This window comes from Pasteurella sp. XG20, from assembly GCF_018968665.1.
Classification (GTDB): Bacteria; Pseudomonadota; Gammaproteobacteria; order Enterobacterales; family Pasteurellaceae; genus Pasteurella; species Pasteurella multocida.
This window is the reverse complement of the sequence record NZ_CP076656.1, coordinates 698,831-715,074: the sequence shown is the minus strand read 5'-3', so window position 1 is coordinate 715,074 and position 16,244 is coordinate 698,831. Positions and strand designations below refer to the sequence as shown.

Annotated in this window: 16 protein-coding genes; 7 read left to right on the top strand and 9 right to left on the bottom strand. The window is 36.6% G+C overall.

From position 1 onward, the window contains the following. Positions 1 to 29: 29 nt before the first annotated feature. The gene (locus KPF51_RS03245) at positions 30 to 1,031 is read right to left on the bottom strand and encodes a LacI family DNA-binding transcriptional regulator (RefSeq protein WP_005754222.1); all 1,002 of its coding nucleotides are present in this window, start codon (positions 1,029 to 1,031) and stop codon (positions 30 to 32) included. Positions 1,032 to 1,184: 153 nt separating this feature from the next. On the opposite strand from KPF51_RS03245, the gene idnD reads away from it, so the two are divergent. The 5 genes from idnD to KPF51_RS03220 are packed head-to-tail and all read left to right on the top strand — an operon-like array spanning position 1,185 to position 5,920. After that, positions 1,185 to 2,204, top strand: coding sequence for an L-idonate 5-dehydrogenase (gene idnD / locus KPF51_RS03240; RefSeq protein ID WP_005754224.1), 1,020 nt, complete (start codon positions 1,185 to 1,187; stop codon positions 2,202 to 2,204). A 2-nt stretch (positions 2,205 to 2,206) separates the two neighbouring features. Continuing rightward, positions 2,207 to 2,974, top strand: coding sequence for a gluconate 5-dehydrogenase (gene idnO, locus KPF51_RS03235; RefSeq protein ID WP_005725539.1), 768 nt, complete (start codon positions 2,207 to 2,209; stop codon positions 2,972 to 2,974). 21 nt (positions 2,975 to 2,995) lie between these two features. Further along, a complete protein-coding gene (locus KPF51_RS03230; RefSeq protein ID WP_005754226.1) occupies positions 2,996 to 4,009 on the top strand; it encodes a TRAP transporter substrate-binding protein in 1,014 nt (337 codons plus the stop codon). A gap of 49 nt (positions 4,010 to 4,058) precedes the next feature. Then, entirely contained in the window at positions 4,059 to 4,598 is a 540-nt protein-coding gene (locus KPF51_RS03225) for a TRAP transporter small permease subunit (protein ID WP_016504442.1), read from the top strand. Further along, a complete protein-coding gene (locus KPF51_RS03220; protein WP_005754227.1) occupies positions 4,595 to 5,920 on the top strand; it encodes a TRAP transporter large permease subunit in 1,326 nt (441 codons plus the stop codon). Before KPF51_RS03225 ends, KPF51_RS03220 begins: the two co-directional genes overlap by 4 nt. A 92-nt stretch (positions 5,921 to 6,012) precedes the next feature. On the opposite strand, the gene metC is transcribed toward KPF51_RS03220, so the two are convergent. After that, on the bottom strand, positions 6,013 to 7,209 hold the full coding sequence (gene metC / locus KPF51_RS03215; RefSeq protein WP_061406148.1) for a cystathionine beta-lyase: 1,197 nt from the start codon (positions 7,207 to 7,209) through the stop codon (positions 6,013 to 6,015). Between the two features lie 182 nt (positions 7,210 to 7,391). Here metC and KPF51_RS03210 point away from each other — a divergent pair, with 182 nt between their 5' ends. Further along, entirely contained in the window at positions 7,392 to 7,994 is a 603-nt protein-coding gene (locus KPF51_RS03210) for a peroxiredoxin C (protein WP_005716614.1), read from the top strand. A gap of 135 nt (positions 7,995 to 8,129) precedes the next feature. Here KPF51_RS03210 and yciH read toward each other — a convergent pair whose 3' ends face one another. The 7 genes from yciH to cmk all read right to left on the bottom strand — a co-directional run bounded on the left by yciH (position 8,130) and on the right by cmk (position 13,561). Beyond that, complete coding sequence (gene yciH / locus KPF51_RS03205) at positions 8,130 to 8,447, bottom strand: stress response translation initiation inhibitor YciH (RefSeq protein WP_061406149.1); 318 nt, start codon at positions 8,445 to 8,447, stop codon at positions 8,130 to 8,132. 2 nt (positions 8,448 to 8,449) lie between these two features. Next, positions 8,450 to 9,151 carry an orotidine-5'-phosphate decarboxylase gene (pyrF, locus tag KPF51_RS03200; RefSeq protein ID WP_005722458.1) on the bottom strand — a complete coding sequence of 234 codons (702 nt, stop codon included), beginning with the start codon at positions 9,149 to 9,151 and terminating at the stop codon, positions 8,450 to 8,452. Positions 9,152 to 9,187: 36 nt separating this feature from the next. Beyond that, positions 9,188 to 10,375 (bottom strand): lipopolysaccharide assembly protein LapB, encoded by a 1,188-nt coding sequence (gene lapB / locus KPF51_RS03195; protein WP_005754236.1) that lies wholly within the window; start codon positions 10,373 to 10,375, stop codon positions 9,188 to 9,190. Further along, a complete protein-coding gene (locus KPF51_RS03190) occupies positions 10,375 to 10,671 on the bottom strand; it encodes a LapA family protein (RefSeq protein ID WP_005722462.1) in 297 nt (98 codons plus the stop codon). The genes lapB and KPF51_RS03190 overlap by 1 nt, the downstream gene beginning before the upstream one ends. A gap of 95 nt (positions 10,672 to 10,766) precedes the next feature. Continuing rightward, complete coding sequence (locus KPF51_RS03185) at positions 10,767 to 11,051, bottom strand: integration host factor subunit beta (protein WP_005716620.1); 285 nt, start codon at positions 11,049 to 11,051, stop codon at positions 10,767 to 10,769. Positions 11,052 to 11,122: 71 nt separating this feature from the next. After that, positions 11,123 to 12,772: a 30S ribosomal protein S1 gene (gene rpsA, locus KPF51_RS03180; RefSeq protein ID WP_005751595.1), complete on the bottom strand. Its 1,650-nt coding sequence runs from the start codon at positions 12,770 to 12,772 to the stop codon at positions 11,123 to 11,125. 105 nt (positions 12,773 to 12,877) lie between these two features. Continuing rightward, complete coding sequence (cmk, locus tag KPF51_RS03175) at positions 12,878 to 13,561, bottom strand: (d)CMP kinase (protein WP_005722464.1); 684 nt, start codon at positions 13,559 to 13,561, stop codon at positions 12,878 to 12,880. Between the two features lie 244 nt (positions 13,562 to 13,805). Between cmk and KPF51_RS03170 the strand changes: the two genes are divergently transcribed. Continuing rightward, complete coding sequence (locus KPF51_RS03170) at positions 13,806 to 16,241, top strand: TonB-dependent siderophore receptor (protein WP_061406150.1); 2,436 nt, start codon at positions 13,806 to 13,808, stop codon at positions 16,239 to 16,241. The last annotated feature ends 3 nt before the right edge of the window (positions 16,242 to 16,244 follow it).

Below are 16,244 nucleotides of genomic sequence, written 5' to 3'. Positions count from 1 at the left end.
ATTTACGGGTCAAAGAGACAATATCTTATCTATGCACTTTGTCTTCTCATGAATTTAAAAGGTAGCTCTATAATATTCTGTTGTGGCTTTTTACCTGCTAAGAATTGAATTAATATTTCAGCGCCTAATTTCCCCATATCAAAACGTGGGGTAAAAATTGTCGTTAAGCTTGGATTTATTACTTTGGCAAAGTCCAAATCATTAAAACCAACAATATCAAGTTCTTTACCAACTTTTATTCCTCTACGATTACATTCCATAATTGCCCCAGCAGCTACATCATCATTAATGAAAAAAATCGCATCTGTATCTGGCCATTGATATAAAATTTCAAGAACAGATTCAGCACCACTAGCAAAAGACGTTTTTCCTTGTATCCTAAAATAACGTTCTGTAGATAACTGACACTCAGTTAATACATCTTCCCATGCTGTCTTTCTTAAACATGCACGACTATCTAACCAAGAAGAACACAATGCAATATTCTTACGTTTTTTCTCTTCAACTAAAAACTTAATTAAATATCGTGCTGCCGCATATTGATCGATACCGATGTTAGCAAGAAAATTAGGTGAAGAATCAATATGCATAATTTCAACTGTTGGAATATTTGATATTTTCAATAAATCCATTGTTTTTTGAGTATGGAATGTCTCTGTTAAAATGAATCCATCCACATTTTGTTGCAGGTATTTCTCAATAATCCTTTGTTCTTCTAGAGGAGTATATGAAAAGTCACTAATCAATAAATTATAATTCCATTGATCACATACTCTCTTTACCCCTTCAATCACTTCATTAAATACGTCATTACTAAACGAAGGTATCAATAACACTATAGAATTTGTGGATGACGAAGCTAAAGACTTAGCAATATTATTAGGAATATAGTTCATCCGTTCACACATTTTTTGTATTTTTTCTCTCATCTCATTTGAAACTAAAGAAGGGTTATTTATCGCACGTGATACTGTAGATTTATTAACTCCTAATGCCTTAGCAATATCATCGATTGTGGTTCGTTTTGTCATATGAATAAATAAAAAAATATTAGGTAAGAGGCAATATTCTATCTGAAATAACTCATTTTTTGAAATAGATCACATTCTAAATAAAATCTAATTGAAACTTAGATCTTAGGATATTACATTTATGCAAGCGGTTGCAATAGTGGGAGAAATATGATGAAACATTCAAAAGTACCTTGTATCAAAGTCTCGGGTGCACATCAAATACAGATAACAACGACAGAACTAGATCAAATATCAGCTAATGAAAAGCTTGTTAAGATAACACGTGGTGGTATTTGTGGCTCAGATATCCATTACTATCAAGAAGGTGGAATTGGAAACTTCAGTTTAAAACACCCTATGATTTTAGGTCATGAAGTAGTAGGTTATTTAGACAAAGAAAAGCAAGCGGTTGCATTAAATCCAAGTAAACCATGTTTACAATGTAAATATTGCCTTGAAGGTAAATCAAATCAATGTTTAAACATGCGTTTTTTCGGTAGTGCAATGCTCACTCCACATGTAGACGGAGGTTTTGCTAAATATATTGTTGTTAGAGATGATCAAGTTATTCCTTATGACCCTCAAATATCTTCTAAAGTCATGGTTTTTGCAGAACCACTTGCAGTAGCAATCCATGCAATCAATCAGGCAGGTTCTCTCATCGGAAAAAAAGTTCTCATTACAGGAGCTGGACCTATTGGGTCATTAGTCGTTGCGGCTTGTAAACAGGCAGGTGCTGTTGAAATCATCGCATCTGATATACAAGAGTCCTGTAGACAAAGTGCAGTAAAAATGGGAGCAACTTCGACTATCAAGCCATTAGAAGACAATACGCACTATTTTCAAAATAAAGGCTACTTTGATGTTACATTCGAGGCATCTGGATCTAATGAAGCAATCAATTTTGCCATTGATGCTACAAAAGCAACAGGCACCATTATTCAAATAGGCATGTCAAAAAATAATGTTTCAATACCTTTAACTAAATTTTTAGCTAAAGAAATTACTTATAAAGGTGCGTTTCGTTTTACTGAAGAATTCAATATTGCTGTGCGTTGGTTAGAACTTGGATTGATTGATCCTCTACCATTATTATCTCATGAGTTCCCATACCAAGAAGCAGAAAAAGCTCTACAAATAGCAAGTGATAAAAATGTAGCAATTAAAGTTCAACTTAATTTTGAGGAATAATTATGCAAAACAATTTATTTGACTTACACGGCAAACGAGCACTGATTACAGGGGCTGCACAAGGAATTGGTTTTTTGCTTGCTAATGGTTTAGCTGAATATGGTGCAGAAATTATTGTAAATGATATCACATCAGAAAAAACACTCTCTGCAGTAGAAAAATTACGTAACAAAGGATTCACGGCTTATTCTGTACCTTTTGATGTGACAAAAAAAAGTGAGATTGAAAAAAACATATCCTTCATTGAAGAAGAAATCGGTCCAATTGATATTTTAATTAATAATGCTGGAATACAACGCCGGTATCCTATTTTAGATTTCCCTGAAAAAGATTGGGATGATGTTATCAACATCAATCAAAAAGCTGTTTTTTTGATGATTCAAGAAGTTGGTAAACATATGGTTAAACGTCGAACAGGAAAAATCATTAATATTTGTTCAATGCAAAGTGAATTAGGAAGAGACACAATAACACCTTATGCGGCATCAAAGGGAGCAGTAAAAATGTTAACAAGAGGGGCTTGCGTTGAACTAGCTCGCTATAACATCCAAGTTAATGGAATTGCTCCAGGTTATTTCAAAACTGAAATGACTAAAGCATTAGTAGAAAATACACAATTTACTGAATGGTTATGTCAACGAACGCCAGCTAATCGTTGGGGAGAGCCTAGCGAATTAATTGGTTCAGCCATTTTTTTATCTTCAAAAGCTTCTGATTTTATAAACGGTCATCTTCTCTTTGTTGATGGCGGAATGTTAGTCTCTGTATAGTTAACTACTAAGGAGTTATGTATGAATATTAGAAAATCATTACTATTAATATCCCTAGCAAGCTTCATGTCACTTTCAGTTTCAGCTGCAGAAATTAATTTGAAATTTGAAAGTTCGAATTTTGCAGGAGAAAAAGTTTATGAAATCCAAAAAGAATGGACTGACAATATTGAAAAAGCTTCCAATGGGAGAATAAGTATAGAGTTATTACCTCTCGACTCAGTCTTAAAATCTAGTGACATGCTTTCTGGTGTTCGAAATAAAATTATTGATGGAGCGGTTGCAACAGCGGCAATGTATGCAGGCACTGACCCTGGATTCGGATTAATTGGTGATACTATTTCTGCTTGGAACCATGACGAAGATATTTTAAATTTTTACTATAATGGAGGTGGTTTTGAAGTTGTTGATAATATTTTCCAACAATATGGTGCCAAACTCATTGGTGTATCAGTTACGGGAGCAGAATCATTACCATCGAAAGTAAAAATAGCTAATACTGAAGATTTTAAAGGTATAAAAATTCGGGCTCCCTCTGGTCCTATCCAAAAATTGTTTGCAAGATTAGGAGCCGCTCCTGTTGGTCTTCCTGGTTCAGAAATCTACACTAGTTTAGAAAAAGGTATTATTGATGCTGCCGATTTCTCAACGTTTGCAAATAATCAAGCACAAGGAGTCCATGATATTGCAAAATATCCAATCTATCCGGGAATTCATTCTTCACCAGCCGTTCATATGATTATGAATCATAAAACTTGGAGTAGCTTAACTCCATCGGATCAAGCATTCTTAATTGCTTACTTTAAAGGGATGGCTCTCGATACTCTGACTCGTGCTCATTATGAAGATAAACTAGCATATAAAGAAGCAATTGAGAAAGGAGTACAACCAGTTTCTTGGAATCAACAAGAAATTACAAAAGTTCGTTCTATCGCTAAAGAAATTTGGCAAGAGATAGCTCAACAATCTGAAATAGGTAATCAGTATTATCAAGTATTAATGAAATTCCTAGAATCTCAAGGAATGCTGCAATAATCGTCAAGATGGATAAGACGATATCGTCTTATCCATTAAGGAGTAAAACATGCTTATTTCTAAATATTTATTATGGCTCTGTAATAAGCTAGATCAAATATTCATTAAAGTAGGTTATTACGTTTCTTATATTTTTCTATTAGTTGTTATCATTGGTTTTTACGAGGTTGTTGCTCGGTATTTATTCTCTAGCCCAACACTTTGGGTTCATGAAGTAACAACATTTTTAATAAGCCTATCATTACTTTATGGTGGAGTAGCTTGTTACGCCAGTAATAAACATATTGCCATGACATTTATTAGACAAAAATTACCTAATAAGATCAAATGGTTACTAGAACTCTTAGTTGAAATACTTATTTTTATCTTCTTTATTTTGCTTAGTTACGGAGCATACTTATCAGCTAGAGAAGCATTATTTACTCCATCAGGAAAATTCAAAATGCAAACTTCTGGAAGTGTATTAGACATGCCATTTCCAGCAATTGAAAAAAGTTTCTTCTTTATTTCATGCCTCATCATTGTTGTTCTTTCAGTACTACATATATTCCGTCACATCTATACAAAATATCAGGAGGAATTATCATGATAAGCGCATTTGGGATAGGTATTGGAACTCTTATTATCTTTTTAATGATGATTTCCCTTTTATTTATTGGAATGCCATTAGGTTTTCTCACTGGGTTAATCGCTTTAGTTATTTCATATCTTTGGTTTGATACTACCGCAATAATGCAAATGATAGCTTCACGTGTCACTGATTTCACATCATCTTACACTTTTGTAGCTGTGCCTATGTTTGTTCTTATGGCAACATTACTTGATAAGACTGGAATTGCTAGAGATCTCTACAACGCAATGCGAGTCATTGGCGGTCGATTACGAGGTGGAATTGCAATTCAATCGATGTTTGTTGCAGTTCTACTTGCTACGATGTCAGGTATTATCGGTGGAGAAACTGTTTTATTAGGCATGTTGGCATTACCACAAATGTTACGCTTAGGCTATAATAAAAACTTAGCTATAGGAACTGTTGTAGCAGGAGGAGCATTGGGTACAATGGTTCCTCCAAGTATCGTGTTGATTATTTACGGAATGACCGCAAATGTTTCTATTGGAGAACTATTTCTTGCAGCAATTCCAGCCTCCTTACTACTTTCTACATTCTATATTTTATATATTCTAGTACTTTGCTACTTCAAACCTAGCTATGGCCCTGCAATGCCTAGCTCAGAAAATCATACATTAACGAAAGAAGATATTAAAAAAATTATTCATGATATTGCAATTCCAGTAGCTATCGCCACATGGATTTTAGGAAGTATTTATGGCGGGATAGCATCAATCACTGAATCTGCCTGTGTTGGTGTAGTTGGGGTAATATTAGCAGCATTCTATCGAAAAGAATTAAATTTCAAAATAGTACAAGAATCACTAAAACATACAATCAATACTGTTGGTATGATAATCTGGGTCGGCATTGGCGCAACAATGATTATAGGTATTTATAATCTAATGGGTGGGGACCGATTTATAGCTAACTTATTCGCTAGCTTAGATGCCTCTCCAATTTATACTATCATTATTATGATGGTTATTTTATTAATACTTGGTATGTTCTTAGATTGGATTGGTGTTGCCATGTTAACAATGCCAATTTTTGTGCCTATTATTACCTCCTTGGGATTTGATCCAATTTGGTTTGGTGTACTATTCTGTGTAAATATGCAAGTATCCTTCCTCAGCCCACCTTTTGGACCAGCAGCTTTCTATTTAAAAAGTGTTGCTCCAGATGGAATAGAATTAACTGATATATTTAAATCTGTATGGCCCTTTATTACATTACAGGTCCTAGTTTTAATTTTGTTACTCATTTTTCCAGAAATCACTTCTTTATTTTTGAGAAAATAAATTCAACTTATAAAACAAAAAGACCGCACTTTCTCGCCTATGCTATCAAGTGCGGTCTGTTTTTTTCATTTTTCTACTGGCACACAGTGCACTCACATCGCGTTTAAGCGCGCAAACCCGGCTTCTAGATCAGCGATTAAGTCATCCGGATCTTCTAAGCCAATATGAACACGAATCAATGTCCCGTTCAGCTGACGTGTGATATTCGGACGCATCGCCATGATCTCTTCCGGTTGATAATGTAAAATCAACGATTCAAATCCTCCCCAAGAATATGCCATGCTAAATAACGTAAAATGATCCATAAACTTCGCTAATTGTTGTGGGTCTAGTCTTTGATTCAACTCAAATGAGAACAAGCCTGTTGCTCCAGTAAAATCGCGCTTAAAAAATTGATGTCCGGGACAGCTTTCTAATGCGGGATGATAAACGGCTTTTACTTCAGGTTGTGCCGCTAACCAGTGTGCCACCTTCAACGCATTTTCTTCATGTTGTTTCAAGCGAATCCCCAGTGTTCGAATACCTCGCGCGGTCATATAAGCACTTTCCGCATCTACCATTTGTCCCATTAAATAAGAATGCTCTCGTAATTGTGCCCAACAACGTTTATTCGCTACCGCAGTACCAATCATCACATCGGAATGTCCCACTAAATATTTGGTTCCAGCTTGAATCGAGATATCAATACCTTGTTCAAGTGCCTTAAAGAACACACCCGCTGACCATGTATTATCGATCATGATCACGATATCAGGATTAACTCGACGTGCGGCTTTAACAATTGCCGGTATATCTGAAACCTCCATCGTCAGTGAACTTGGTGCCTCCAAAAAAAGTACTTTGGTATTTTCTTGTACAAGCTCAGCAATGCCTTCACCTATCATGGGATCGTAATAAGTCGTGTCTATTTGCATTTTCTTCAAAACACAATTACAAAACTCTTGCGTCGGCTCATAAGCCGCACCCGTCATTAAAATATGATCACCGCTTTGGACAAAAGATAAAATACTTTGTGTGACCGCTGCGGCACCACAAGGATACAAATAACAACCTTCTCCGCCTTCTAATTCCGCCATCGCTTCTTGCAAGGCAAAATGGGTTAAAGTTCCTCGACGCCCGTAAAATAATTCTCCCTGTGCACACCCAATGGTCGCTTGTTTTTTATGGGCTAAACTGTCAAAAACCAATGATGAAGCGCGTTGAATCACGGGATTCACGCCCCCCTGTAAAAAGGGTTTTCTACGTCCTGTATGAACAAATTGTGTTGATAATGTTTGTTTTTCTGGCATTGTGTTGCATCCTTGATCTGAAGTAAGAAATAAAGATAAGTTAATAAAAAGTTAAAAATAAATAAGGAGATAGGCAAAAACTCCTGTCAAAATGCCTCAACATTCTTTAGAATAGAAAGACAATTTTGCTTATTCTCGCAAAGCAAAATTTTTCGTTTAATTTTTAACAGGAGATTAATACTATGGTATTAGTAACTCGTCAAGCCCCTGATTTTACAGCGGCTGCCGTTTTAGGTAATGGTGAAATCGTTGATAATTTCAATTTTAAACAACATATCGCAGGTAAAGCGGCTGTTGTTTTCTTCTATCCACTCGACTTTACTTTCGTATGCCCATCTGAACTTATCGCGTTTGATCATCGCTATGAAGAGTTCCAAAAACGTGGTGTTGAAGTAGTGGGTATTTCCATTGACTCAGAATTCAGCCACAACGCTTGGCGTAAAACCCCAGTCGAAAATGGCGGTATCGGTGAAGTGAAATATGCTTTAGTTGCCGATATCAAACATGAAATCGCACAAGCCTTTGGTATTGAACATCCAGAAGCTGGCGTGGCGTTACGTGCCTCTTTCTTAATTGATAAAGATGGCGTAGTACGTCACCAAGTTGTGAATGATTTACCATTAGGTCGTAATATTGATGAAATGTTACGTATGGTTGATGCGCTACAGTTCCATGAAGAACATGGTGATGTCTGCCCTGCACAATGGGAAAAAGGAAAAGAAGGCATGACTGGTAGCCCTGAAGGTGTGGCAAAATACTTAAAACAGCATGCTGATCAACTGTAATTTTTTCAGTTAAGTATTTCTAAAAGGATTAGCCTCTTGCTAATCCTTTTTCATCTATATCAATGTGATATTGGCAAAATAAAAAAGATCAACGCATAACAATACATTGATCTTCTGTGAGACATGAAAAGGTCATTAACCACCGGCTAATTTAACACGATAGCCTTTCTGTTCTAGTAAATCTTTTAAAAGATCGCGTTTTTCACCTTGAATTTCAATCGTGCCATCTTTTACTGCCCCCCCACAACCACAACGTTTTTTCAGTTCAGTCGCGAGTTTTTTCAATTCATCATCGGATAAATCCAAACCAGTAATGACACAAACACCATTCCCTTTACGACCACTCACCTGACGCTGGATACGCACAATCCCATCACCTTTAGGACGTGTTGGTTGAGTTTTTTCTGTTTTAATTCGACCGGTTTCTGTCGAATAGACTAATGTATCTGTCATTGTTATCTATTCACGGGTAAAGAAGTATTGATTGATTTGAGCACTTCTGCTGGGTTATCTGCTTGTGTAATTGGACGACCAATTACTAAATAGTCAGAACCTGCTTGAATTGCCCCCGCTGGTGTCATTACGCGACGCTGATCACCAAAATCACTGCCGATTGGGCGAATTCCCGGCGTAATCAGTTTAAAATCTTTACCACAGTTAGCGCGTAAAATTTCCACTTCTTGCGGAGAACAAACCACGCCATCTAATCCGGCACGCTGTGTTAGATTGGCTAAACGGATTACTTGTTCCATCGGAGAAGCATTAATGCCAATTTGCAATAAATCTAGATCTTCCATACTGGTTAATACCGTCACACTAATTAAAAGAGGCGCATCTTTACCATAAGGTTCAAGAATTTTCTTTGCCTCCTCCATCATACGCAAACCACCGCTGGCATGTAAATCGACCATCCACACCCCCAAATCTGCCGCGGAACGGACCGCTCTTGCTACAGTATTTGGAATATCATGAAATTTTAAATCTAAAAACACATCAAAGTTGCGATCATGTAATGCTTTGACAAATTTCGTCCCTAATGTAGTAAACATTTCTTTACCAACTTTCAAACGACATAAGCTCGGATCAATTTGATCAACTAAACGCAATGCTTCTTCTTCTTTTTCATAATCTAGTGCAACAATGATTTTACTCGTCATAATTTTCCCTCTCTGTGTTCAATTAATTATGTTTGCTTAATCTTCTATCGGTTTGATTGTTTCCCAATGTCGGCAAGATGGACAACACCAGGTTAGTTTGTGTGTTTGATAACCACAATTTGTGCAACGGTAGTCAAAATTCTGCTTAATGCGTTCCCCCACCATTTTATGCAACAACACAAGACTTTCTTTTCCTCTCCCTTCTTCAGCATCATTAATTTGATATTGAATAAAGCGGTGAAATAAAAAGGTTGTCGGATGTTGGTTTAATTGCTGATACAACTTCGCTTGTGCGGCTGTTTTACCGTCGATTTCTTCAATTAAATCAGAAAGTGCTAATTCTACGGCACTATTTTTGGTGACACGGCTGGCTTTAATCAAAAATAATTCAAAGCTCTCTAATTGGTTGAGCTTGTGATAACAGGCTTTCAGTAAATCTAAGACTTCTCCCACATAATCAGCGTTTTGTTCAAGGACATTCTCTAACGTCATTACAGCCTGCTGGTAACGTTTTTCTTGGATTAAAAGTTGACCAAGTAAAATTGAGGCTCTCACACAATTTGGTGCCACTTTTAATGCTGACACTAATAATCCTTTCTGACGCTCTTGTTGTGTCTTCTCTTCTAACGATAAACTTTGAGCCAATTCACAGTAATATTGTGCAAGCTCAATATTATTTTCTTGTGGTGAAATTTTCGCTAATTTTTCTGCAACATTAATCGCTTTTTCCCATTCTTTCGTTTTTTGATACAACACTGCCAGTTGTTGTAATGCATTTTCAGCAAACTCTGGCTCATCAACTAACAAAATATAAAGCATTTCAGCACGGTCATAAAATCCTACTGCCATGAAATCTTTTGCTAATTGTTGCTTAGCCAGCAGTTTTTGTTCAAAGGTATAATCAGGGCTACGATCTAACGCTTGATGAATACGTAAAGCGCGATCAACTTCACCTCGAGAGCGATAAAGATTGCCTAGTGTCAGTTCAGCTTCAAACTGTGAAGTGCTATCGATTTCATTTTCTGTTTCTTGCTTTTGCAGAATATCGAGAAACAAATCAACTGCTTTTTCTGGTTGATTTGATAAAAGGAAATTCACGCCAGTGACATAATCACGGGAGAGTTTGTTTGTCATGTCTTCCTGATCTTTTTTCGCACTACGGTGCCCCATATACCAACCATAAGCTGCAGCAATAGGTAAAAGCAGGAAGAGTAACTCGAGCATTATTTAGCGACCTTATCTCGAGTCGTTGTTAATTCATTAATTTGTAACGTTTGGCGTTTAAGCTGACGTGTTAAGGACATGTTTTTCAGCTTTAATTTGATATAAAAGATAGCGCTAATTAACCAACCTAAAATCAAACCTAAACCGAATAAAATCGCCACTAAAGTCGAGAGACGAAATTCGCTTTGTGCAACCATATAATTAAAGCTGATTATCTGATCATTATTCGCACCAATCGTGATCGCCACTAAGACTATGGCGAGTACCAGTACTAAACCTAAAATATATTTGATCATCTACTCACTCCTTAACAAAAAAATATGTTCCATTATGCCAAAAATAAATACAAAAAACGACACTTAAACGTGTCGTTATATAAAGTTAGTTGAAATTATGCGTAAATATCAACACGCTCTCTCAGCTCTTTGCCTGCTTTAAAGTGCGGGACAGATTTTGCGTCTAATTTCACTTGTTCACCTGTTTTAGGATTACGTCCTAAACGAGGTTGGCGATAATGCAATGAGAAACTACCAAATCCTCTTACTTCAATACGCTTACCACTTTCTAATGCGAATGACATTTGATCCAAAATCTCTTTTACTGCATTTTCAACATCTTTTGCCGCAACTGCATGACATTTTTGGACTAAACGCTCAATAAGCTCTGATTTAGTCATAATTTTCTCCTAACTTGATAGTGAGCTAACATGTTCTCACATGTTAGCTCTATGCGATAAGGGGAAGTTAATTATTCGCCTTTAGCTGCTTTGAATGCTTCTGCCATTGCGTTTGGAATAGCAACATCTTCTTGTTTGTTATTCACATTTGCAACTGCAGCCGCTTCTTCTGCTTGGTCTTTCGCGCGTACAGATAAGTGAACGATACGTGCTTTACGATCAACGCCTGTGTATTTTGCTTCAACAACATCACCAGCGTTCACTTCGTTTGTTAAATCCGCTGCACGGATATAACCTTCAACACCGCCATCTAATTCAACTTTTGCACCTTTCGCATCCGCTTCAACAACTTTAGCGCTTAATACTGCACCTTTTTTGTTAACTGCAACGAAATTATTGAATGGATCTTCTTCAAGTTGTTTAATACCTAAAGAGATGCGCTCTTTCACTGCATCAACTTGTAACACGACTGCAGCAACTTCGTCACCTTTTTTGTATTGACGAACTGCTTCTTCACCAGACACATTCCAAGAAATGTCAGATAAGTGAACTAAACCGTCGATACCGCCATCAAGACCGATGAAGATACCAAAGTCAGTGATTGACTTAATTTTACCTTCAACTTTGTCGCCTTTGTTGTGTGTTTCAGCGAATTGTAACCATGGGTTCGGTTTGCATTGTTTTAAACCTAAAGAAATACGACGACGTTCTTCATCGATTTCTAATACCATCACTTCAACAACATCACCTAAGCTAACCACTTTAGAAGGGTGGATGTTTTTGTTTGTCCAATCCATTTCAGAAACGTGAACTAAACCTTCAACGCCATCTAAAATTTCAACGAAACAACCATAATCAGTTAAGTTAGTCACTTTACCGCTTAATTTGCTGTTTACTGGGTGATTTTCTGCGATAGCAACCCAAGGATCTTGACCTAATTGTTTTAAGCCTAAAGATACACGAGTACGATCTTTGTCGAATTTCAATACTTTAACAGTAATTTCATCGCCAACATTCACGATTTCGCTTGGGTGTTTAACACGTTTCCATGCCATATCCGTGATGTGTAGTAAACCGTCAACACCACCTAAATCAACGAATGCACCGTAGTCAGTTAAGTTCTTAACGATACCTTTAACTTCAGAGCCTTCTTGTAAGTTTTCAAGAATTTGTTCACGTTCTTGGCTATTTTCTGATTCGATAACAGCACGACGAGAAACAACTACGTTGTTACGTTTTTGATCAAGTTTGATTACTTTGAACTCTAATTCTTTACCTTCTAAGTGTAAAGTTTCGCGAACTGGGCGAGTATCAACTAATGAACCTGGTAAGAATGCACGAACACCGTTTAACTCAACTGTGAAACCACCTTTCACTTTACCGTTGATTAAACCGATAACAGTTGCCTGTTCTTCGTATGCTTTTTCTAATTCAATCCAAGATTCGTGACGTACTGCTTTTTCACGAGAAAGTTTTGTTTCACCAAAACCATCTTCCACAGCGTCTAACGCAACATTAACAACATCACCAACTTGAACGTCTAATTCACCTTGTGCGTTTAAGAATTCTTCAACAGGGATTGCTGATTCAGATTTTAAACCAGCGTCAACAAGCACAAAGCCTTTTTGAATAGCAACAACAGTACCGCTAACGATAGAACCTTGACGGGTTTCAAGTTCTTTTAATGATTCTTCAAATAGTTGAGCAAAAGATTCAGTCATAATTAATCTTCAATTTTAAATTTAATAACGTCCACTTCAAAATCCATTGAATGTGGGGCTGAGAACAAATGTTTATTCCATCCTTGAATAAACGGTTAAGATGATTTAAGCCTTAATATCAAGGTGTTGCTGAATATAACTTAACGCCTGTGCAATGACCTCTTCAATACTTAATGACGTACTGTCTAATATTAAAGCATCTTCAGCAGGTTTAAGTGGCGCAACAGCTCGATTTCTATCGCGAAAATCACGCGCTTTTATCTCGGCTAAAATCTGGTCAAAGTTACCACTAATCCCTTTATTTTGCAACTGTTTATAGCGTCTTTTTGCTCTTTCTTCCGCACTTGCGTCTAAAAAGAGTTTTACTTGTGCGTTGGGGAAAACCACCGTTCCCATATCACGTCCATCCGCAATCAAGCCATTTTCCGTTGAAAAATCTTGTTGACGCTGCAAAAGCGCTTTTCTTACTTCGGGAAAAACCGCCACTTTTGATGCAGCCTCCGCCACTTCTTGCGTTCTGATCTGACCACTGACATTTTCACCGTTTAAGAGAATTTTCACCTCACCATCTGCGGGTAAAAATTGCACATCTAGTGCGCTTGCAAGCGCCGCTAAGGCTATTTCATCGTCTAATTCGACCGCACTTTTTAATGCAGCAAGCGCAGTGACACGATAAATAGCCCCACTATCTAATAAAGTAAAACCTAATTTTTCAGCGAGCGCATAACAGAGTGTTCCTTTGCCAGCACCGCTTGGTCCATCCACCGTAATCACAATTTTATTTGACATTTTTCATCTTCTCTTCCATCACTTAATCAATCGCTAAAGGATATCATAATCAATAAAATAGGCAGAAATTCTTTTCATGATGTTATCAAACATAGCACACTTTTTATTCTCCCTCGCCTTTTATTCCCCCCTCATTTTGTGGACTTTGTCACATTTTTAATCACTCTTTTCTCTTGCAACCTGTTTATTTTATAAATAGAATTAATAATAGTTATCATTATTAAATTTAATGGAGAAAATTGACATGGAATCCGCAAAAAATCCACTCAAAAAGACGACACTTGCACTCCTCTGTTGTTCTACCGCCTTCTCGCTTTCCGCAAAAACCGATACGAACGCCGATAAAAATCACTTTCTGACGGAAATTGTCGTGTATGCGGATCAAAATAAATCAATGAGTTCAACACAGAGTGTCACTCAAGATGACATGAAAAAAAGCCCTGTCACAAATGGTAATATTACTGACTATTTACGTTCAAATCCGCATGTGCGTTATGAGAATAGCGATCAAAATGGATTGCAACGAGGTGAAATTAAACCCGAAAACATTTCAATTAATGGTGCAGATACTAATCAGACGGCTTACTTTGTTGATAACGTTAATGTCAATAATGATTTAACTATTGAAAGTGAATTATTTGATGGAGCAATACAAACTTTACCCGGTATTTCACATACACAAGCTTATTTCTTTGATGCAGATATGTTATCCAAAATCGAAGTACAAGACAGCAATGTTTCTGCTAGCCTTGGTGGATTTACAGGTGGCGCTGTCATTGCAAAGACAAAACAATACAGTGGTAAAAATGGCATTAAATTAAAATACCGCACAACTAATTCCTCATGGGGAAAATTCGTAGAAAATGGTGACTCAAAAAAAGTTTTAAATAAAGTTCGACCGGGATTAGATGGTTCAACTGATTTACAACCTAAATATGCAAAACATAACTTTAGTCTTGTTACTGAAAAAGGACTCACTGATAACTTAGGATTTGTGTTTGGATTAAGTCGTCGCACCTCACGTATTGATCAATATCGTCTCATTGGTTTCTCTACAGAAGCACAATTACACCAACAAGCACACACTCGATCTTCTGATAATGCTCTTTTAAATTTTAACTGGACGATTAATGATGATAATCGTTTAGAACTGAGCACTCGTTATTCGAATTATCACGAAAAAAAATACTCTCAAACAAATGTGAATAGTAACGTCTCTGATTATCATCAAGCATTTGGTGCAACATTAGCTTGGATTCGAAGTCTCAAATCTGGTGTTTGGACAAATACTTTAGCCTATGATCGTTTTAAAGATAAACGCCATTCTAGTTCTAATTATGTGGATACAGTAAGTGTGATGGATGATAACTACGATGTGTTATATGATTATGAAAAAGGTGGTTATGGCGACAGTCAACTAACACAACACAACCTCCATTATTCGACAGAATATGCTTTGGAACCATTTGATTTAGGCTCATTCACGCACTCTATTTCATTAGGTGGAATTTATCAATTTACACGATATAAATTCTCTCGCCCTGAAAATGTATATTCTAGAATAGGTCAAGCTGAATTAGGTAATTCAAATATCACTTGGTATCCAAATCTTGATAATCCAAAATCTGATTTTTCTATTACTTATAAAGGAAGTGCTAAAACTCGCTACCAAAATATTGTTTTATATATCGAAGATTTAATTAGCTGGAAAAAACTTGAATTACGCCCAGGTGTTCGATTTGAACGTGATGATTATTTAAAAAATAATAATGTGGCTCCTCGTTTTGTTGCAAGATTTAAGCCATTAGAGGATACACGTATAAGCTTAGGTTTAAATCGCTACTATGGGCGTTCCTTTGCTTCAATTAAGTTGACTAATGAAATTTTAAAAATTAATCGAGATACGGCTAATATTCGAGATTTCCAATTATCCGGTCGATTAAAAACGCCTTATGCAGATGAATTAAGCCTAAACTTTGAACAAGAATATCGTAACTTATTATTTAAATTAGGCTATATCCACCGTGAAAATAAAAATCGCATCATCTTAAAACGTAAACAAATCAATAAGAACGGTCGTCCTGAATATGCGAAGTATTATAGTAACGCAAATAATTATAGTGTGGATATTCACACCATTCAAATTAACAATATTGAACCTTGGCAGCTAGGTCAAACCTATTGGAACGCTTCGCTAGGCTTTGACTGGTTAAAAACTAAAAGAGCTGATTTAGCAAATTCTCTGAATCCAAATGATCCTGTCTATTTAGATGGGCGCTTAATGGATCGCAAAACAATGCAACAAAAAGTAAATTCAAATACTGAAGACTGGATCGCTCGTTTAGGTCTTGATATAGCAATGCCTAGTTGGGATTTAACATGGTCAAATAAAGTATATATTAAGGCCCCAATTAAAGGCTATGATGAACTTGATATAACGCTTCCTGATGATATTCCTCGTTTCCGTACGTTCGACTATGGTACTCATACGCAATGGGACTCTAGTGTTCGCTGGCAACCTAAATTTGCAGGGAAACATAATATCTATGTTCAAGCCGATATTCTTAATGTCTTAAATCAAACACGAAAAATTCGATCCGTTTCAATTTCAAGTACATCTGAATATAGTATCTACACCCCCGGTCGTGAGTTCTGGCTTGAAGTTGGTTACGAATTCTAACTT

Excerpts from the sequence above, each read along its gene's own strand:
- KPF51_RS03170 (WP_061406150.1), top strand. The coding sequence starts at position 13,806 with ATGGAATCCGCAAAAAATCCACTCAAAAAGACGACACTTGCACTCCTC.
- metC (WP_061406148.1), bottom strand. The coding sequence starts at position 7,209 with ATGCCAGAAAAACAAACATTATCAACACAATTTGTTCATACAGGACGT.
- pyrF (WP_005722458.1), bottom strand. The coding sequence starts at position 9,151 with ATGACGAGTAAAATCATTGTTGCACTAGATTATGAAAAAGAAGAAGAA.
- rpsA (WP_005751595.1), bottom strand. The coding sequence starts at position 12,772 with ATGACTGAATCTTTTGCTCAACTATTTGAAGAATCATTAAAAGAACTT.
- KPF51_RS03225 (WP_016504442.1), top strand. The coding sequence starts at position 4,059 with ATGCTTATTTCTAAATATTTATTATGGCTCTGTAATAAGCTAGATCAA.
- cmk (WP_005722464.1), bottom strand. The coding sequence starts at position 13,561 with ATGTCAAATAAAATTGTGATTACGGTGGATGGACCAAGCGGTGCTGGC.
- KPF51_RS03220 (WP_005754227.1), top strand. The coding sequence starts at position 4,595 with ATGATAAGCGCATTTGGGATAGGTATTGGAACTCTTATTATCTTTTTA.
- KPF51_RS03230 (WP_005754226.1), top strand. The coding sequence starts at position 2,996 with ATGAATATTAGAAAATCATTACTATTAATATCCCTAGCAAGCTTCATG.
- KPF51_RS03185 (WP_005716620.1), bottom strand. The coding sequence starts at position 11,051 with ATGACTAAATCAGAGCTTATTGAGCGTTTAGTCCAAAAATGTCATGCA.
- KPF51_RS03210 (WP_005716614.1), top strand. The coding sequence starts at position 7,392 with ATGGTATTAGTAACTCGTCAAGCCCCTGATTTTACAGCGGCTGCCGTT.
- KPF51_RS03245 (WP_005754222.1), bottom strand. The coding sequence starts at position 1,031 with ATGACAAAACGAACCACAATCGATGATATTGCTAAGGCATTAGGAGTT.
- idnD (WP_005754224.1), top strand. The coding sequence starts at position 1,185 with ATGAAACATTCAAAAGTACCTTGTATCAAAGTCTCGGGTGCACATCAA.
- yciH (WP_061406149.1), bottom strand. The coding sequence starts at position 8,447 with ATGACAGATACATTAGTCTATTCGACAGAAACCGGTCGAATTAAAACA.
- KPF51_RS03190 (WP_005722462.1), bottom strand. The coding sequence starts at position 10,671 with ATGATCAAATATATTTTAGGTTTAGTACTGGTACTCGCCATAGTCTTA.
- idnO (WP_005725539.1), top strand. The coding sequence starts at position 2,207 with ATGCAAAACAATTTATTTGACTTACACGGCAAACGAGCACTGATTACA.
- lapB (WP_005754236.1), bottom strand. The coding sequence starts at position 10,375 with ATGCTCGAGTTACTCTTCCTGCTTTTACCTATTGCTGCAGCTTATGGT.